This is a genomic window from Streptomyces sp. NBC_01478 (assembly GCF_036227225.1).
Lineage (GTDB): Bacteria > Actinomycetota > Actinomycetes > Streptomycetales > Streptomycetaceae > Streptomyces.
Genome location: NZ_CP109444.1, coordinates 10,722,048 through 10,740,201, shown reverse-complemented (window position 1 = coordinate 10,740,201; position 18,154 = coordinate 10,722,048). Strand labels below are relative to the sequence as shown.

The 18,154-nt window shown below is 71.8% G+C and carries 18 protein-coding genes; 9 read left to right on the top strand and 9 right to left on the bottom strand.

Annotation, left to right across the window (positions count from 1 at the left end):
• The first annotated feature begins 188 nt into the window (after positions 1-188).
• Positions 189-2,564 (top strand): SpoIIE family protein phosphatase, encoded by a 2,376-nt coding sequence (locus tag OG223_RS47685; RefSeq protein ID WP_329263384.1) that lies wholly within the window; start codon positions 189-191, stop codon positions 2,562-2,564.
• 13 nt (positions 2,565-2,577) lie between these two features.
• On the opposite strand, the gene OG223_RS47680 is transcribed toward OG223_RS47685, so the two are convergent.
• Positions 2,578-3,120 (bottom strand): RNA polymerase sigma factor, encoded by a 543-nt coding sequence (locus tag OG223_RS47680; protein WP_329263382.1) that lies wholly within the window; start codon positions 3,118-3,120, stop codon positions 2,578-2,580.
• 46 nt (positions 3,121-3,166) lie between these two features.
• Between OG223_RS47680 and OG223_RS47675 the strand changes: the two genes are divergently transcribed.
• From OG223_RS47675 to OG223_RS47660, 4 genes are all read left to right on the top strand, one after another.
• Positions 3,167-4,537: a serine/threonine-protein kinase gene (locus tag OG223_RS47675; protein WP_329263379.1), complete on the top strand. Its 1,371-nt coding sequence runs from the start codon at positions 3,167-3,169 to the stop codon at positions 4,535-4,537.
• A 136-nt stretch (positions 4,538-4,673) separates the two neighbouring features.
• Positions 4,674-5,378 (top strand): DUF4232 domain-containing protein, encoded by a 705-nt coding sequence (locus OG223_RS47670; protein WP_329263378.1) that lies wholly within the window; start codon positions 4,674-4,676, stop codon positions 5,376-5,378.
• Positions 5,379-5,448: 70 nt separating this feature from the next.
• A complete protein-coding gene (locus tag OG223_RS47665) occupies positions 5,449-6,699 on the top strand; it encodes an SLC13 family permease (protein WP_329265847.1) in 1,251 nt (416 codons plus the stop codon).
• Between the two features lie 16 nt (positions 6,700-6,715).
• Complete coding sequence (locus OG223_RS47660; RefSeq protein ID WP_329263376.1) at positions 6,716-7,201, top strand: universal stress protein; 486 nt, start codon at positions 6,716-6,718, stop codon at positions 7,199-7,201.
• Positions 7,202-7,204: 3 nt separating this feature from the next.
• Here OG223_RS47660 and OG223_RS47655 read toward each other — a convergent pair whose 3' ends face one another.
• Together OG223_RS47655 and OG223_RS47650 are read right to left on the bottom strand one after the other, a co-directional pair.
• Entirely contained in the window at positions 7,205-9,004 is a 1,800-nt protein-coding gene (locus OG223_RS47655; protein ID WP_443073809.1) for a ricin-type beta-trefoil lectin domain protein, read from the bottom strand.
• A 638-nt stretch (positions 9,005-9,642) separates the two neighbouring features.
• The gene (locus OG223_RS47650; protein WP_329263374.1) at positions 9,643-10,614 is read right to left on the bottom strand and encodes an aldo/keto reductase; all 972 of its coding nucleotides are present in this window, start codon (positions 10,612-10,614) and stop codon (positions 9,643-9,645) included.
• 602 nt (positions 10,615-11,216) lie between these two features.
• On the opposite strand from OG223_RS47650, the gene OG223_RS47645 reads away from it, so the two are divergent.
• Positions 11,217-12,071, top strand: coding sequence for a hypothetical protein (locus tag OG223_RS47645; protein WP_329263372.1), 855 nt, complete (start codon positions 11,217-11,219; stop codon positions 12,069-12,071).
• On the opposite strand, the gene OG223_RS47640 is transcribed toward OG223_RS47645, so the two are convergent.
• Positions 12,068-12,592 (bottom strand): flavoprotein, encoded by a 525-nt coding sequence (locus OG223_RS47640; RefSeq protein ID WP_329263370.1) that lies wholly within the window; start codon positions 12,590-12,592, stop codon positions 12,068-12,070. The genes OG223_RS47645 and OG223_RS47640 overlap by 4 nt on opposite strands.
• A 29-nt stretch (positions 12,593-12,621) precedes the next feature.
• Positions 12,622-13,080, bottom strand: a complete 459-nt coding sequence (locus OG223_RS47635) for a nuclear transport factor 2 family protein (RefSeq protein ID WP_329263368.1) — start codon at positions 13,078-13,080, stop codon at positions 12,622-12,624.
• A gap of 98 nt (positions 13,081-13,178) precedes the next feature.
• On the opposite strand from OG223_RS47635, the gene OG223_RS47630 reads away from it, so the two are divergent.
• Complete coding sequence (locus OG223_RS47630; RefSeq protein ID WP_329263366.1) at positions 13,179-13,730, top strand: TetR/AcrR family transcriptional regulator; 552 nt, start codon at positions 13,179-13,181, stop codon at positions 13,728-13,730.
• 2 nt (positions 13,731-13,732) lie between these two features.
• Here OG223_RS47630 and OG223_RS47625 read toward each other — a convergent pair whose 3' ends face one another.
• Positions 13,733-14,395: an FMN-dependent NADH-azoreductase gene (locus tag OG223_RS47625; RefSeq protein ID WP_329263364.1), complete on the bottom strand. Its 663-nt coding sequence runs from the start codon at positions 14,393-14,395 to the stop codon at positions 13,733-13,735.
• A gap of 68 nt (positions 14,396-14,463) precedes the next feature.
• Here OG223_RS47625 and OG223_RS47620 point away from each other — a divergent pair, with 68 nt between their 5' ends.
• Entirely contained in the window at positions 14,464-15,351 is an 888-nt protein-coding gene (locus OG223_RS47620; RefSeq protein ID WP_329263362.1) for a sigma-70 family RNA polymerase sigma factor, read from the top strand.
• A 100-nt stretch (positions 15,352-15,451) separates the two neighbouring features.
• Here the strand turns inward: OG223_RS47620 and OG223_RS47615 are convergent, their stop codons facing one another.
• From OG223_RS47615 to OG223_RS47605, 3 genes are all read right to left on the bottom strand, one after another.
• Positions 15,452-15,658, bottom strand: a complete 207-nt coding sequence (locus tag OG223_RS47615) for a ferredoxin (RefSeq protein WP_329263360.1) — start codon at positions 15,656-15,658, stop codon at positions 15,452-15,454.
• Between the two features lie 13 nt (positions 15,659-15,671).
• Entirely contained in the window at positions 15,672-16,895 is a 1,224-nt protein-coding gene (locus OG223_RS47610; protein WP_329263358.1) for a cytochrome P450, read from the bottom strand.
• A 142-nt stretch (positions 16,896-17,037) separates the two neighbouring features.
• Positions 17,038-17,481: a nuclear transport factor 2 family protein gene (locus OG223_RS47605; RefSeq protein WP_329263356.1), complete on the bottom strand. Its 444-nt coding sequence runs from the start codon at positions 17,479-17,481 to the stop codon at positions 17,038-17,040.
• Positions 17,482-17,678: 197 nt separating this feature from the next.
• Here OG223_RS47605 and OG223_RS47600 point away from each other — a divergent pair, with 197 nt between their 5' ends.
• On the top strand, positions 17,679-18,128 hold the full coding sequence (locus OG223_RS47600; protein ID WP_329263355.1) for a nitroreductase family deazaflavin-dependent oxidoreductase: 450 nt from the start codon (positions 17,679-17,681) through the stop codon (positions 18,126-18,128).
• Positions 18,129-18,154: the final 26 nt, after the last annotated feature.

The window sequence follows — 18,154 nt, the reverse complement described above, 5'->3', positions numbered from 1 at the left end:
GCCACGCGGGGGCGTCAAGGGTGCGGCGACGGACAGCCGTCCGGTGTCCCGCTTCGGCCGGTTTTCCCCCTTGGCCACCGCGAGCTCACCGCCCTGGGGGTTCTCGTCCGCGCGGGACGGTGACGCACTAGGCTGGAACGCAAGTGACGTGTCTGTTCACTGTGAGTGCGCGCAATGGAGTGGCGACGATGAGACCGGTCTACCCGTTCGACGATGCCGCGACGGCGCGGGTTGTCATCGACGACGCGGGCACTCTGGTGGAGTGGAACGACGGGGCCCGGCGGCTCCTCGGCCACACCGCGGACGAGGTCGTGGGCCACCCGGCCGTGCGGCTGCTGGCCGACACCGCCGAGGCGCGGCCCGAGCTCACAGGTGCCCGCTGGGACGGCACGGTCGCGTTGCGCCACCGCGACGGCCACACCGTGACCGTCTGGCTGCTGGCCCACCACCGGCGCCCCCGGGACGGCGGCCCGGGCAACTGGCTCGTGGTGACGCCCTTGGAGGGCGGCGGCCCGCGCGCCGCCGAGGACCCCCTCGCCACCGCCGCGCTCACCCAGTCGCCGTGTGCCATCGCGGTCTACGACGAGCGGCTGCGGCTGAGCCGGGTCAACGACGCGATGGGCGAGGTCATCGGTCTGCCCGAGGAGCGCATCCAGGGGCTGCGGATCACCGAGATCGGCGGCAAGGCGCAGAGCGCGGAGCTGGAGCAGTACATGCTGCGCGTGCTCACCTCCGGCACCGCCCAGGACTTCCAGATCTACATGCGCACCGGCGGCGAGGACGTCGCACACGCCTGGCTGGCCCGGATGGCGCCGATCACCGACGCCGAGGGGCGGGTGCGGGGCGTGTGTCTGGCCGCGCACGACTTCACCGAGAACTACCTGGCGCGGGAGCGGCTGCAACTCGTCAACGAGGCGAGCGTCCGCATCGGCACCACCCTCGACGTCACCCGTACGGCCCAAGAGCTCGCGGATGTCTGTGTGCCGGCGCTCGCCGACTTCGTCAGCATCGACCTGCTGGACCCGCAGGAGCACGGCGGCGAGCCCCCGGCGTCGATCATCGCGCCGATCAGACTGCGCCGGGCCGCCCACCAGTCGGTGCAGCAGGGCAGCCCCGAGGCCGTCGCCAAGCAGGGCCAGCTCAATGTGTATCCCGAGCAGTCCCCGCAGGCCGACGCGCTGGTCGCGGGCCGCACGCTCGTCGCCTCGGGCCGGGCCCTCGAACTCTGGCTCGCCTGGGACAGGACCCGCGCCAAGCGCGTCGAGGAGTACGGCATCCACTCCTCGATGGCCGTACCGATCCAGGCCCGCGGCGTCACCCTCGGCGTGGCGGTCCTCACCCGGTACCGGCGCATCGACCCGTTCGCCGACGACGACGTCCTGCTGGCCGAGGAGGTCACGGCCCGCGCCGCCGTCTGTATCGACAACGCCCGCCGCTTCTCCCGCGAACGGGAGACCGCGCTCGCTCTCCAGCGCAGCCTGCTCCCCCGCAAACTGCCGCGCACGGCAGCCCTGGAGGCCGCCTCGCGCTATCTGCCGGCGGCGCGCGCGGGGGTGGGCGGCGACTGGTTCGACGTGATCCCGCTGTCCGGGATGCGGGTCGCCATGGTCGTCGGTGACGTCGTGGGCCACGGCATCCAGGCCTCCGCCACGATGGGCCGGCTGCGCACGGCCGTCCGCACCCTCGCCGACATCGACCTGGCCCCGGACGAGTTGCTGACCCACCTCGACGACCTCGTCGTACGGCTGTCCGCGGAGGCCGGCGGCGACGGCAGTCCCGGGGAGGTCGGCGCGACCTGCCTGTACGCGGTGTACGACCCGGTGTCCCGGCGCTGCACGCTGGCCCGCGCCGGGCATCCGCCGCCGGTCATGATCCGGCCGGGCGGCCCGCCCGAGCCCGTCGACCTGCCCGCCGGGCCGCCGCTCGGCCTCGGCGGACTCCCTTTCGAGTCGGCCGAGTTCGAGCTGCCCGAGGGCACCGTGCTCGCGCTGTACACCGACGGGCTGATCGAGAACCGCGACCGGGACCTCGACGACAGTCAACGGCTGCTGTTCGACGCCCTGTACGCCCCCTCGGACTCCCTGGACGAGACCTGCGACCGCATCCTGCACGCCGTGCTCCCGCCGGGCGGTGCCGCCGACGACGTGGCGCTGCTGCTGGCCCGCACCCAGGGGCTGCCCGCCGAGCAGGTATCGACCTGGGACATCCCGGCCGATCCCTCGCTCGTCGCGCCGATCCGCAAAAAGGTCGTCGAACAGCTCGACGACTGGAATCTGAGCGAGGCCGGGTTCACCGCCGAGCTGGTGGTGAGCGAGCTGGTCACCAACGCCATCCGCTACGGCGCGCACCCCATCCGGCTCCGGCTGATCCACGACGCGTCCACGCTGATCTGCGAGGTCTCCGACACCAACCACACGGCCCCGCACCTGCGCCGCGCCAAGACCTGGGACGAGGGCGGGCGCGGACTGCTGCTCGTCGCGCAGCTCACCCAGCGCTGGGGCAGCCGGCACACGACCGACGGCAAGACGATCTGGGCCGAGCTGTCGCTGCTCGAGGAGAGCTGATCGTCGGGAGAGGTCAGACCAGCCAGGGCCTGACCTGGCGGCGGGCCTCGTGCAGCCGGGACTTGAGCGTGCCGAGCGGGATGCCGAGGCGCTCGGCGATGTCGGCGTACTCCAGGTTGCAGATGTCCCGGTAGACCAGCGGCGCGACCAGGTGCGGCTGCTCCCGCTCAAGGCGCTCCAGCGCCTCCAGGAGGTCGATCTTCGACCCGGCGATCACACTCGTGGTGCGCGGGTCGACGTGCTGTGAGACATCGATCACGGCCGGCTGCTCGGCGGCCCGCCGCTTCAGTTCGCGGTACTTCTGCCGCGAGCCGTTGGCGACCACCGTGTAGAGCCAGGTGCTGAAGAGGCTGCGGCCCTCGAACGTGCCGATCTTCCGGGCGACTTGCATCAGTACGTCCTGCGCCGCTTCCTCGGCGTCCTCGCGGCACGGCAGGAAGCGCCCGCACCGCCGCAGGACCTCGGGTCCGATCGACCGCAGCAGCTCGTCCAGGGCACCCGTGTCACCGGCCGCGGCCCGCCGCGCCAGTTCCTCGGTCCGCACCGTGTCCCGCACTGGATCCACTCCTCCGCCTCGGTCTACGAGCAGGCATGATAGTCGCATGCACTTCGTCGAACAGATCGGCCGCTACAGACTCGAACGCCGCCTGGGCACCGGCGCGTTCGGCACGGTCTGGCTCGCGCACGACGACGTGCTCGAAGCCCCGGTGGCCGTGAAGGTCCTCGCCGACAACTGGGCGCACCGCCTCGACATCGTCGACCGCTTCCTGTCCGAGGCCCGGCTGTTGCGCAGGGCCGACTCGAACCGGGTGGTGCAGGTCTACGACATCGGTGAACTGCCGGACGGACGGCCGTACTTCGTCATGGAGTACGCCGACGCCGGCACCCTCGCCGATCTGCTCACCGCGGGTCCGCTGCCCGTCTCCGAAGTGCTGCGGCTGACCGCGCTGGCCGCCCGGGGCGCGGCCGCGCTGCACAAGGCGGGCATCGTCCACCGGGACATCAAGCCGACCAACGTGCTGCTGCGCACCACCCCGGACGGCACCGGCCGGGTCCTGCTCGCCGACCTGGGCCTGGCCAAGAGCCTGGCGAACGCCTCGGGACTCACCCTGGCCGCGGGTTCGGCGGGCTATCAGCCCCCGGAGCAGGCGCAGCCCGGCTCGGGCATCGACGAGCGTGCCGATGTGTACAGCCTGGGCGCGGTCGGCTACGAGCTGCTCACCGGCACCGTTCCCGGGGCGCCCGGACAGGTCGTACGGCCGGACCGGCTGCGGGGGGACGTGTCCCCCGAGGTCCAGCGGGCCCTGTTGCGCGCGCTGGAGCCGGACCGGGAGCGGCGCTGGCCGACGGCGCGGGCGTTCGCGGAGGAGCTGGAGCGACTGGCCGCCGAGATCCCGGCGCACAAGCCGCACAGCCGGCACCGGGGAGTCGCGCTGATGGCGGTTCTGTTCGTCGTGGTGGCCGCCGGGGCGGGCGCCCTGGTGCTGAACCTGCCGTCGTCGTCCGGGAGTTCAGAGCTGGAGGTCAAGGACGGCACCGGCCGGGTGGCGGTGGAGGTGCCCGCCGCCTGGGGCCGTCAACTGCGTGACTCGGGCTGGAATCCGCAGGCCCTCGGTCTGCAGTCCGGGCAGGAGCCGGGGCTTGCCGTCGCCGACGCCCTGGCGCAGTGGCAGGACCTCTCGGCGGACGTGAACGGCGTGTTCATCGGCCTGAGCGAACACGGCAGCGTGACGACCGAGGTGAACGCCATCGCCCACTCCGGCTGTCACTACGACGGCAGCCACGCCTACTCGAGTGCGACCTGGCGCGGCACGATCCGCACCTGGAGCGACTGCTCGGGCGGCACCGGCACCCTCTCGGAGACCGCGCTCCACCTGGTCGGCGGCACCGCGCAGCCCCAGGTCTACGTCCAGATCCGGCAGCACAGCGGCGACGCGACCACCCGCGTACTCCGCTCGCTGCGGGTCACCTGATCACGGTCGGAACTACTGTCGGAGTCGCCGCCGGAAAAAACTCCGGCGGTCCCGCGAACCTTTCGGCGCGCACGCGCATCGGACCACTGTGACGGCGCGCGAGGCGCTGTGCGGTGAACTTCCAGGAGTGTCGAAGATGGCGAACACGTCCCCGTCCCTGCGCCGGGCCGCGCTGCTCGTGAGCGCGGTCGCCGTGCTGGGCCTGACGACGGCCTGCGGCGACGGCAGCGGCACGGTGAGCAGCCCGCAGACCCAGTCGGGTACGGCCGCGCCGGCGGGCGGTGACCCCTCGACCGACGGGTCGGGCACGCCGGTCACCTCGTCGAGCGGCAGTGACACCGCCACCGGTTCGGACTCGACGTCGACATCGACCTCTACCTCGTCGGGTTCCTCCACGTCCACCACCTCGACCTCCGGCAGCAGCCGGTGCCACACCTCCGAGCTGCGGGCGAACGTGGGCGGCAACGACCCGGGCGCCGGGCAGGAGAACTTCCCGATCGTCCTCACCAACACGTCCGGCCGTACCTGCACGGTCCGCGGCTTTCCCGGCGCCGCGTTCGTGAACGCGTCCGGCACGCAGTTGGGGGCGAACCCCGTGCGCGAGTCGGGCGGTACGGTCACCACCGTCACGCTGAAGCCGGGCCAGAGCGCCTGGGCCGGCCTGACCTTCTCCAACCCCGAGGTCAGCGGGGCGAAGACGGCCACCCCCACCACGCTGGTGGTGACCCCGCCCGACGAGAAGGACCCGCTGAAGGTGACGTGGACGAACGGCGCGGTGCCGGTGTCGGGCAATGCGTCCTCGGTGCGACTGACGGTGTTCAGCGCGGGTACGGGCGCCTGAGCACGGGCTGCGCGCGGCGGCCTGGTTACATGGGGCGGGCACCACGTCCCGCGTCCCGGAGGACCGTCCCCTGAACACCCCGCTCGCCGAAACCCTGTCCGTCGTCCTGCTCGTCGCCGTCCTCGTGTGGGCCGTGGTCCGGCCCTTCGGGTGGCCGGAGGCGGTCATGGCGGTCCCGGCCGCCGGGGTCGCCGTGGCCACCGGGGCGATCTCGCTCGACCACGCGCGGGCGGAGGCCGAGCAGCTCGGGCCGGTGGTCGGGTTCCTCGCCGCAGTGCTCGTGCTGGCCCACTTCTGCGATGTGGAGGGGCTGTTCCGGGCCTGCGGGGCGTGGATGGCCGAGTGGGCGAAGGGCAGTCCGAGCCGGCTGCTGACGGCGGTGTTCGCGCTGGCCTCGGCGATCACGGCGGTCCTGAGTCTGGACGCCACCATCGTGCTGCTGACGCCGGTGGTGTTCGCGACGGCGTCCCGGATGGGGGTGCGTCCCAAGCCGCACGTCTACGCGTGCACGCACCTCTCGAACACCGCCTCCCTGCTGCTGCCGGTCTCCAACCTCACGAACCTCCTCGCGTTCGCGGCGAGCGGCCTGAGCTTCACCCGGTTCGCCGGGCTGATGGTGCTGCCCTGGCTGGTCGCGATCGGCGCCGAGTACCTGGTGTTCCGGAAGTTCTTCGCCCGCGACCTCGCCGCGGCGGCGCCCTCGCCCACGTCCGGCACCAAGCCCGAGCTGCCGGTGTTCGCGCTGGCGACCGTGGCCTGCACGCTGGCCGGGTTCGTGCTGACCTCGGCGGTCGGCGTCGATCCGGCGTGGGCCGCACTGGCGGGGGCACTCGTCCTCGCCGGCCGGGCGCTGCTACGGCGGCAGGCGACCCCGCTCACCGTCGTACGGGCCGCCGCCCCGTCCTTCCTGGCGTTCGTGCTGGCGCTCGGGATCGTGGTGCGGGCGGTGGTGGACAACGGTCTCTCGGACGCGCTCGGGCATCTGCTGCCCGGCGGGACCGGCATCGCGGCGCTCCTCGGGATCGCCGCGCTGGCCGCCGTACTGGCGAATCTGATCAACAATCTGCCGGCGGTGCTGGTCCTGCTGCCGTTGACCGCGCAGTCCGGGCCCGGGGCCGTGCTCGCCGTGCTGCTCGGGGTGAACATCGGGCCGAACCTGACCTACGCCGGTTCGCTCGCGACGCTGCTGTGGCGGCGGATCGTGCATCAGCACGAACACGGCGTGGATCTCAAGGAGTTCACGAAGCTGGGGCTGCTCGCCGTGCCGTCGGCGCTCGTCCCGGCGGTGGTGGCACTGTGGGTGTCGCTCCAGGTTCTCTGACACCGAGGGAGGCCGAATGCGTGTGATCGCCTGGCTGGTCGAGGGCACCTGGCCCGCCTGTGTGGACGCCGTACGGACGCATGCGCCGGACGATGCCGAGGTGGTGCTGCTGCATGTGAGCGGGCCGGATGTGCCCGAGATCGCGCACGGAGCGTTCGCCGGGCTGCTCGGCCGGGGTGGGCCGAAGCGTGATCCCGGGACGCGGCTGGAGGATCTCGGCAGCACGTCGGCAGCGGAACTGCTCGACGCGGCGGCCGAGCGACTGGGGCGGCCGTGCACCCGGACGGAGCGGGCCGGGCGGGTCGAGCGTGAGGTGGTGGCCGCCGCCGGGGACGCCGATCTGCTGGTGCTGGCCCGCGACGGCGACCGGGCCCGGCTCGGCCCGCACAGTCTCGGGCCGGCCGTACGGTTCGCCGTCGATCACGCGCCCTGTCCGGTGCTGCTGGTGTGGCCGGAGGCGGCGCCGGGCATCTCGACCCTGCCGCCGCCACCGCCGCACTGAGGCTCAGCGGCCGTGCCCGCCACCGCCGTACCCGCCACCGCTTCCGCCGCCCCAGCCGCCCTGGCCGTCGCCGGAGCAGTACGACGGGTAGTAGTCGCAGTAGTCGGCGGTCGGAGCGGCCGTCGTCGGCGTGGACTGCGGGGTCGACGCGGTCGGGGTGGGAGTGGGGGTGGCCGTCGGAGTCGGCGTCGCCTTCGGGGCGGCCTTCTTGGTCGTGGGGGTCGGCGAGTCGGTGCTGTCGGTGTCCCAGTTGACGACCTGCATCTGCGGGTCGGCCTTCGAGGTGTCGAACACCCAGCGCTGCGCGGTGCCGTCCGCCCGTGTCTTCAGCACGAGCGCGCCGCCGCCGTCGGTGGAGGCGGGGGTCAGCGCCAGGTCCTGGTTCCAGCGCGGGACGAGGATGCCCTGGAGCGTGAAGTCGTAGCGGATGTTCTTCGCGGTCGCCGACGACGTGTTCGTGCAGGGAGCGAGCTGCACCTCGAAGGCGAGGTGCGAGTCGAGGCACAGCCCGGGGTCGGCGGTGCTGCGCAGTTGTCCGTCGGTCTCGTAGGACCACTGCTGGCCGGCCGCCGAGGAGCAGGTCTGCAGTTCGGCCTCGGTGCCCTGGAGGGGCTTGTTGCCGGCGACGCCGATGCACAGGCCGGACTCGACGTTGTGCAGCCGGCCGCTGAGCGTGCCCTGGGTGGTGGCGTCGTTCTTGCCGACCCAGGAGGGGTCGGCGGACTCCTTGCCGGTGCCGGAGGCGCCGGCGGCCTGGCTCTCGGTGGTGGTCTTGTCGCCGCCCGAACCGCTGGTCGACCACAGGACGAGCGGCAGGACGACCAGTCCGCTCACGGTCAGCACCGCCACGCAGAGATTGCGGCGGCGGACCCGGCGGCGCGCCTTGTGGGCCGTTCTGAGTTCGCCGCGCCGCGGGCCGGACCGCACCGCGAGTTCGGTCGAGGCGGACGACACCTCGGCGGGCAGCGTGCGACTGCCGGCCCTGACCTCCATGTAGGCCCGCGCGCCCCAGCCGAGTACCGCTTCGGCCAGTGCGATGCCGAGTCCGGCGTTGAACTGGTTCAACTGGTCGGCGGTGTACCGGCAGTGCTTGCAGACGGAGAGGTGCATGGCGAGGTCCGGGTCGACCTCCGCGCCGCCGCGCCGGAAGGTGACGTCCAGCAGCCGGATGTAGCGCATGCACTCGTCGTCCTGGGCGAGTTCGCGGTGGACCTGGAGGCACTCCTCGCGCAACCGGCCGCGGGCGCGCCCGAGTTCGATGTCGGCGCCCTCCTCGTCGATGCCCAGCAGTCCGGCGGGCACCGAGAAGGGTTCGGACTCGACGTCGATGTGCCACAGCAGCGTGCGGGCCGACTGGGGCAGCCGCTGGAACGCCCGGGATATCAGCCGCCGTTCGGGCACCGGCAGCAGTCGGGCCGCGACGCGGTCGATGTCGCCGTTGGACCAGCGCAGATCGGGGTGGAGCATTTCCTGCCGGTGGTCGGCGACCCATTCCGTGGCGATACGGCGGACGGTGACCAGCACCTGGGGGCGCCAGGCCGCGGTCGGTCCGGACTGCCGCAGGGATTCTCCGAAGAGCCGGGTGAAAGCGGCCGTGGTGAGCATTCCGGCGTGGTGCGGTCCGTCGGTGCACAGCCGCGCATAGGCGAAGGCCGCTTCCCAGTGCCGGTCCAGCAGTTCACCCACGGGTTGCAACGCGGGTGTCGTCCCCGTCCACTTCTTCAGCTCGGCGCTGAGCTGCTCGTCGGTCACTTCGAAGTGGTGAGCGGAAGTCGGGGAATTCGAGGGACCTGGGTCCGTCACGGCTGCATTCCTCCAGGTGAAACGCGGAATTCGGCACATACCGGCGGGTATGCGACCCTGCCGACGGGGTGACAGAGTCCACCCGTCCGACTGATGGCATCCCGAACGTCCGCCTGGGGCAGCTCTTTTGAAGCAAGGGGGGTGACGTACGGGAGCGGCCTCGAGCGCACGGAGGGGAATCATCTATGTGCCCGTGCGCCGACAGGCACACCTTTGCACAGGTCAGCGAGGCGGAACAAGGTCTGCCTCGGTTTTGTGCTTTGCGTTCAGGCCCCGGCAATTTGACGATTCGTCAATCGGGTCCGTTATGGGATTGCCGCCGTATCCACACGGGAAATCCAGAAACCATTAGCGGGGGCCGCCCGGCACACCCCGCGCGTCGGACTCGGGGACGGCCCTTCTTACGGTTTTCCCAGGTCATGTTCCGGCAGCCCGGCCCATTGCCGGGCGAGAGGGTGACGTCAGGGGACTTGACGACTTCCACGACATCACCGATGAGGGAGTTCACAGCCAACCAATAGGTGCACACCCGAGCTCCGGCACCGCGGCGGGGCGGGCCATGCGGCACGGAGTTCGCACCGCACGACCCGCACTGGAGTTCCTTACATCCACCTGAGGGATTTCGTGGTGACGACCCGTCAGGAGTGGCCGCTGATCGCGTGCGGCGTGTAGGGCTGCTCCAGTTCCTCCAACTCCTTGTCGCTCAGCTCCAGTTCGACGGCGGCGACCGCGTCCTTGATGTGCTGCGGCTTGGCCGCGCCGACGATCGGCGCCGCCACCGTGCCCTGGTGCAGCAGCCAGGCGAGGGCGACCTGGGCGCGCGGGACGCCCCGGTCGCCGGCGATGCGAGTGACCGCCTCGACGATGGCTCGGTCGCCCTCCTGATAGAGGCGGTTGCCGAAGTTGTCGTTGCTGCTGCGCTCGGTGGTGGTGCCCCAGTCCCGGGTGAGGCGGCCCCGCGCCAGCGGGCTCCACGGCAGCACGCCGACGCCCTGGTCCGCGCACAGCGGCAGCATCTCGCGCTCCTCCTCGCGGTAGAGGAGGTTGTAGTGGTTCTGCATCGACACGAACTTGGTCCAGCCGTGCCGCTCGGCGACGTGCTGGTGCTTGGCGAACTGCCAGGCGTACATCGAACTCGCCCCGATGTAGCGGACCTTGCCCGCCTTCACCAGGTCGTGCAGCGCCTCCATCGTCTCCTCGACGGGGGTGTGCGGGTCGGCACGGTGGATCTGGTACAGGTCGACGTAGTCGGTGCCGAGACGCTCGAGGCTGTGGTCGATCTCGGACATGATCGCCTTGCGGGAGAGTCCGGCGCCGTTGGGTCCGGGGCGGGTCCGGCCGTGCACCTTGGTGGCGAGCACGACCTCGTCGCGGCGGGCGAAGTCGCGCAGCGCCCTGCCGGTGATCTCCTCGCTGGTGCCGTCGGAGTACACGTTCGCCGTGTCGAGGAAGTTGATCCCGGCCTCCAGCGCCTGCCGGATCAGCGGGCGCGACGCCTCCTCGTCGAGGGTCCACTCGTGGGTGCCGCGGTCCGGGAGGCCGTAGGTCATGCAGCCCAGAGAGATCCGCGAGACGTCCAGGCCGGTCGAACCGAGCTTCACGTACTGCATCGTTGCTGCTCCTGCCTTCGAGTTCGGTACCGCTTCGGAGCGTACGACTTCGTGAGTACTCGAAGTCGCGCATGTGCGCGCACCGTTGGCGGGTGGCGCGGCCGGGCGCTTTGACCCTGGACGTGCCCGCGCGTGCGGCGCGGTACGCAGAGGTGCGCCCAGCCGGTGGCGGGCAGGTTCCAGGCCCGGCCACAGCGGAACCTCGACCGGCGCCCGGCCGCCGCGCCAGGCCGACTTCGGCAACCGGATCGGCGGCTCCTGTCCCCCGCCCGCCGGCGTCCGGATCGTCAGCCGTGACCGTACGGCGTCGACAACGGGGTCGCCGAAGTCCCGTGCCTGGTCGACGCGTTGGGCGTCCGGCCGGCCCGGACCGTCGCCCTGCCGGTCGAGCGGATCCGGGACCTGTGCGATGAGCTCGTACGGGCGCACGGGGTAGCCGCTGCAACCAGAGCCGCAGGGCGCTCCTCGGGCGCTGACGTCCGGCGTTGGTGTGACCGCCCCCGGCCGACCGGCGTGGGAGCGGTCGGGTAGTCCGCGTGGGCCCGCATCCTCGGCGCAGACGACCGGCGCCCGGCCGGTTGTGGCCGTACGGGAGGAACGCGGTGCCGAGACGTTGGACCAGACTGAGGACCCTGCTGGGGGTGGCCGTGCTGCCGATGGCCCTGGTGTCGCCCGCGTGGGGCGGCACGGACCCGGCGCCGCCCGCGCCCGAGCCGCCGTCGACGCTGTGCGCGTCCGCGGGCGTTCTGCACGGCGCGCACGGGCAACGAGCCGCCGTCAGTCTCTGCGCGGGAAGCGGCACCCCCACCATGGCCGTATCGGCTCCCGCGAGCTGCCGACGGCACGCGCCGACCGCCCGGTACGCGTGCCGCAGCTCGGGCACCTGGACCGCGCGGCGCGCCGGCGAGACGGTCGCGTCCGGCACGCTGCCCGGGTCGGGCCAGTATCCGGGGCCGGGAACCTACGACTTCACGGCCACCGTGCGCGTCCGCTCGGTGCCCGAGGGCGTCGACGTGCAGGGCACGGTCAACGCCACGCTCACGCTGACCGCGCCCGTACCGAAGGCGACGCACAGCATCGAGGTCGACCGGAGCACCCTGCGGCCCGAGTCGGTGACGACCCTGACGTACACGGTCCGCCGGCACAGCGACGCGGGCGACGGCAGCGCGCGGTTCGGGCTGATCGCGCAGGAGGGGACGGGGGCCGAGCTGACCACGTCCGACCCGCGCTGCGTCAATCCGCTGGTCGGCCGCCACCCGGCGCAGGACCGGCTCCCGCACGCCCTGGACTGCGCGCTCACCGATCTCCAGCCGGGGCACCCGGACACGGTGGTGGTGCAGGCCGCCCTCAAGTCCCGTTGTTCCACGCTGGTTTCGAAGCTGGGCTACTGGATGCCGCAGGGCCAGGCGCTGTACACCGGGGGCATGCTCGCGGGGCCGACCGTGACCTGCGGCTAGAGCAGGTCCAGGGCCCGCTCCCAGCCGAACTCCGGCCGCCCGCCGTCCTCTTGGGCCTCGCCGGAGTACGGCTCGCCGAACCGCACGCCCATCTCGCGCAGCCGGGCCAGGCTCGCCCGGTACGCGGGATGGGCGGCCAACGCCTCGCCGACACAAGGGAGTACGACGGTCGGAACACCGAGGCCGTACGCCTCGCAGAGGGTGCCGAGCGCGAGGGTGTCCGCCGTACCGGCCGCCCATTTGTTGATCGTGTTGAAGGTGGCGGGCGCGACGACCACGGCGTCCGGGGGCGGAAAGGGACGCGGATCACCGGGAGTTCGCCACGCCGAACGGATCGGCCGCCCGGTCCGTGCCTCGACGGCGGCCGTGTCGAAGAAGCCGCCCATCGCGACCGGGGTCGCGAAGACCCCGACCTCCCAGTCCCGTTCCTGCGCGGCGGCGATCAGCCTGCCGACGTCGGCGGCGATGCCGGCGGCGCAGACGACGACGTAGAGGAAGGGTTTCGAGTCCTGTTCGGTCACCCGGGGAGCCTACTGAAGCGGAGGGGACCCTATTGAAGGGGGAAGGACCGGCCGCGCTCCGCTTCCGGTCGCGCCCCGAAGACGCGCCGTTCGCTCTCCTCGATGGCCAGGTCGTTGATGCTGGCCTCGCGCCGGGTCATCAGGCCGTGCTCGTCGAACTCCCACAGCTCGTTGCCGTACGACCGCCACCACTGCCCGGCGGCGTCCCGGCACTCGTACTGGAAGCGGACCGCGATGCGGTCGCCGTCGAAGGCCCAGAGGTCCTTGCGCAGCGCGTACTCGTGCTCACGGGCCCACTTCGCGGTGAGGAACGCGACGATCTCGGCGCGGCCGGTGACGAAGGTGTCGCGGTTGCGCCAGACGGAGTCCTCCGAGTAGGCGAGCGCGACCCGCTGCGGGTCGCGGGTGTTCCAGGCGTCCTCGGCGGCCTGGACCTTCCGCGCCGCGGTCTCGCGGGTGAAGGGCGGGAGGGGAGGGCGGTCGGCCATGGTCGTCTCCAGTGCGGCGAGGTACGGAGAACGTGCGTTCTCCCGGCGACTGCTACCGTAGAGAACGCACGTTCTCAGGTCAAGAAGGGGTCGGTTCGATGGACAGCGCAGTCGCCCGGGAGCAGGCGCTGGACGCCGCCGAGAAGCTGTTCTACGGGCGGGGGGTTCAGGCCGTCGGCATGGACGCCGTCCGCACCGCCTCCGGGCTCTCCCTCAAGCGGCTCTATCAACTCTTCCCCGCGAAGGAGGAGTTGGTGGAGGCGTATCTCGAACGGCGTGACCTGCGCTGGCGCGGACGCCTCGCCGGACACGTCGAGCGGCACGATGATCCACGGGAGCGGATTCCGGCCGTCTTCGACTGGCTGGAGGAGTGGTTCGGCGAGGCCGATTTCCGCGGCTGCGCGTGGATCAACTCGTACGGCGAGCTCGGCGCGACCTCGGAGCGGGTGGTGGCCCAAGTGCGGGCGCACAAGCGGGCGTTCCGCGCGTATCTCGCCGGTCTCGTGGCGGACGCGGGGCTGCCCGCCGTACTGGCCGGGCAGCTCTTCCTGCTGGCGGAGGGCGCCATGGTCACGGCGGGCATCACCGGGAGCGCGGAGCCGGCGGCGGAGGCGCGCGCGGCGGCCCTGTCGCTGCTGCGGGCCGGCTGAGGTCAGCCGGCGGCGAGTGCCGTGAGCGTGGCGCGGGCCCGGGCGAGCGAGGCCGCCGCCAGGTCCTCCATGCCTGCCGGTCGGGGCATGACGTCGACCCGGGTCAGTTCGGCGGCGACGAGGTGGAGGTTCTCCGGCGGTACGCCCAGGTTGCCGAAGTAGGCCCGCAGATAAGGCGTTTGGAAGTCGAGACGTTCGCGCGGGGTGCCGGGACCGTACCCTCCGCCGCGTGCCATGACGACGACCACACGGGTGTGGCGCAGGAGGCTCTCGCCGGTGTCCGGATCGGTGAGCGCGCCGGGGAAGGTGACGCGGTCGATCCACGCCTTGAGGGTCGCGGGCACCGAGAGGTTGTACATCGGGACACCGAGCAACAGCGTGTCCGCGTCGAGGAGTTCGGTGAGGTAGGGGTGGGTCAGTTCCCACTCCCGCTGTTCGGCCGCGCTCTCGATCAGCGCGGGGACCTTGGCGGGCGGGACGAATCCCTCGCGTTCCACGCGGCGGCCGAGGGAGGTGTAGGCGGCGGTGATCGGCGGCACCGGTTCGGCGGACAGATCGCGGTGGCGGTGGTCCGCCCTGCCGCGCGTTCGCACGAAGGCCCCGGTGAGTTGCCTGGTCACGGAGTCGGCGGTCGTGTCGGCGCTGGAGTCGATGTGCAGCAGCATGGCGTGGTCACCTCGGTCGGTTCCGGTACGTCGGACAGGTGACGGAGCACGACGAGGAAAGGTGACCCATGCGGGGGCACGACGAGTTGGCGGACCGGTTCGAGGAGCGGCGCGGGCGGTTGCGGGCGGTGGCGTACCGGATGCTGGGTTCGCTCGGCGAGGCGGACGACGCGGTGCAGGAGACCTGGCTGCGGCTGAGCCGCGCGGGCGGCGACGGCATCGACAACCTGACCGCCTGGCTGACGACGGTCGTCTCCCGTGTCTGCCTGGACATGCTGCGCTCGCGTGCGTCCCGCCGGGAGGATCCCTACGGCGACGACCCGCCGGAGCCGGGCGCGGACGAGCTGCCCGAGGAGGAGGCCGTACTCGCCGACTCGGTGGGGCTCGCGCTGCTGGTGGTGCTGGACAGGCTGGGTCCGGCGGAGCGGGTCGCGTTCGTGCTGCACGATCTGTTCGCGGTGCCGTTCGACCGCGTCGCGGCGGTCCTGGACCGGTCCCGGCCCGCCGCGAAGAAGCTCGCCAGCCGGGCCCGGCAGAAGGTGCGGGGCACGCCGGTGGTGCCGGGCGCCGAACTCGACCGGCACCGGGAGGTCGTCGAGGCGTTCCTGTCCGCCGCGCGGGGCGGTGACCTCAGCGCCCTCCTCGACGTGCTCGCCCCTGACGTCGTCCGCCATGCCGACCCCTCCGTGCTGCCGCCCGGCGTGGCGGCCGAGCTGCGTGGTGCCCGGGCGGTCGCGGAGGGGACGGTACTGCTGCGGCACCGGACCCGGTTCGCGACCCTGGCCCTCGTCGACGGGGACGTGGGCATCGTGGTCGCTCCGGGGGGCCGGTTGTCGCTTGCGCTCCGGGTGACGGTCGAGGGCGGGCGGGTCGCCGGGTACGAGGTGGTCTCGGGGTGGGAACGGTTGCGGAAGGTTGAGGTGAGGGTGCTGGGGATGGTGGGCGTAGTGGGTTGATCGGCTCGGGCGGAGGGAGCGGCTCGGTCCGGCAGGCCGGCCGCCTCCCTCCATGAAGCCGCTCAGCCGCTCAGCCCCCGCCCGTCAGCCCGTCAGCCCGTCAGCCCACCGTGTCCGACACCGTGATCGCGCTCACCGGGCAGGCCCGGGCCGCCTCCCTCAGCATCGGGGCGTCGCCGCCGTCCTCCTTGCCCGGCAGCACCGTGCTGTAGCCGTCGTCGTCCTGGGTGAAGACGCTCGGGGCGGCCAGGGCGCACTGGCCCGCCCCGATGCAGATGTCCTTGTCGATGTGGATTTCCGTGTGCATGGAGCGCAGCCTCTTACCAGGTCACGGGGAGTTCCAGCATCCCCTGGATCGTGTCGCCGGGTTTGAAGGGGATCTCCTCCGCGGGGACGGCCAGCCGCAGCGCGGGCAGCCGGTCGAAGAGGCTGTGCAGGGCGATCTCCAGTTCGGCACGGGCCAGGTTCTGGCCGAGGCACTGGTGGATGCCGAAGCCGAACGAGACGTGGTGGCGGGTGGGCCGGTGCCAGTCCAGGGCGTCCGGGGCGGTGTAGACGTTCTCGTCGCGGTTGATGACGGCGGTCGAGAAGACCACGCCCTCGCCGGCCCGGATCGTCGTACCGTCCAGCTCGATGTCCTCGACGGCGAGCCGCATCAGCCCGTCGACGATGGACAGCGACCGCATCAGTTCCTCGACCGCGTCCGGCAACAGCCCCGGATCGTCCCGGAGTTCGGCCAGCCGTTCGGGGTGACGCAGCAGGGTGAAGGTGCCGAGGGAGATCATGTTGGCGGTCGTCTCGTGGCCCGCGACGAGGAGGATGACCGCGAAGGAGATCAACTCGGCGCGGTCCAGGGTTCCTTCGTTCAACTGCTCCCGGACCATGTCGTCCAGCAGCCCCTCGCCCGGATCCCTCTGCTTGCGGTCGATCAACTCGCCCAGATACGCGTCGAGTTGATCGCGCGCGTCCTGGCTGTCCTCGGCCCTGGGGCCGCGCAGCAGGCGTCGGGACTGGGCCTCGAAGAACTCGTGGTCGGCGTACGGGACGCCGAGCAGCGCGCAGATCACCATCGACGGTACGGGAAGCGCGAACGCGGACACCAGGTCGGCGGGCGGGCCCTGGGCGATCATCGCGTCGAGCAGGTCGTCGACGATCCGCTGGATGCCGGGCCGCATCGCCGTGGCGCGCTTGACGGTGAAACCGGGGATCATCATCCGCCGCTGGGTGCGGTGCTTGGGGTCGTTCTCACCGAGCAGGGCGATCCTCCGGTCGCGGACCACCGCGAACCGTTCGTTGATCACGGGGAAGTCGGGGTGGGTGCGGTCCGTGGACAGGCGCTGGTCGGCCAGCAGCGCGCGGGCGGCGGCGTGTCCGGTCACGAGCCAGGCCTTGCGACCGTCGTACAGCGTGATGCGGGTCAGCGGGCGGGCGGCGCGCAGCGGGTCGTAGCCGGTGGGCGGGTGGTAGGGGCAGGTGCGGTCCTGCGGGAAGGCGACGGGTTCGGTCAGGTCGGTCGGACCGGTCAGTTCCGTCAGATCCGTCATGGAAGACCTCGCAGACGATGAGTGCGTCTTGCCGATCTTCATTAGATGCCCGAGGCACCTATAGGGCCACCTGATGTTCGGCCAGATCGGTGGTGCCTGCAATCTGGCCGAACCTGTCCGTCCGCTTCGCCCGGTCCCAAGATCAGCGCGCGCCCGCTCCGGTCGCGAAGGCCCGGGCCACGGCGAAGCTGTCCTCGTACACGTGGTGCCGGACGATCAGTCCGTCCCGGACGGTGAGATGGAGGGCGAATCTGGCCCGATAGGGCCGCCCGGTGGACCTCGCGGTCAGCCGGATCTCGCCGAGCACCACCGCGTCGGCGCCGTCGACCAGGATGCGCTCGATCTCCGTGCCCACCCGTCCCGGCACATGGTGGGCGGCGAGGTCCCGGAAGTGGTCGGCCGCGTCGGCGCGGGTGGCGCGGTGCCGGATCCACGGGGTGGCGGCGCGGCCGTGCTCGTCCTCGGGCCAGTTCAGCTTCCAGTCGGCGTGCTCGGCGTAAAGCTCCGCGACGCGCTCGGGTTCGGCGTGGCCGATCCGGTGCAGCAGGTCCTCCACGACGGTGCGGGTGGTTGGTGTCGCGGACATGGGGTGTCCCTTCTCGGCCGGTGGTCGTGCGCGGTCCCGACTGTGCCGCAGGGGCCGTTCCGGTGCGATTACCTCCGAGGTCATCACCCGGTCGAAGGGACGTGGCCGAAGAGAGTCGCGGTATGGATGAATCACGCACCGGCTGGTGTTGAATCTCGGTGCGAGACAGCCGTAGAACGCGAGATGGGACGAATGCCATGCCTCTTGAGGGCGAGTACGAACCCAGCCCGTCGCAGTGGGTGCGCGACCAGGTCGAGCTGTACGAGGGCTCCGGCGGCACCAAGGGGACGACGTTGATGGACACGGGTCTGCCCGTGATCCTGCTGACGACGGTGGGCGCCAAGAGCGGGAAGATCCGCAAGACCCCGCTGATGCGGGTCGAGCACGACGGGACCTATGCCGTGGTCGCCTCGAAGGGCGGCGCCCCCGAGCACCCGGTCTGGTACTTCAACGTCCAGGCCGATCCGCGTGTCGAGCTGCAGGACGGACCGCAGAAGTGGGACCTGACGGCCCGCGAGGTCACCGGCGACGAGAAGGCCGAGTGGTGGGAGCGGGCGGTCGCCGCGTACCCCCCGTACGCCGAGTACCAGACGAAGACGGACCGGCAGATCCCCGTGTTCGTCCTCGAACCGGCCGACGGAAGCTGAGTCCCGAAGGCCGGTTGTGCCCCGGA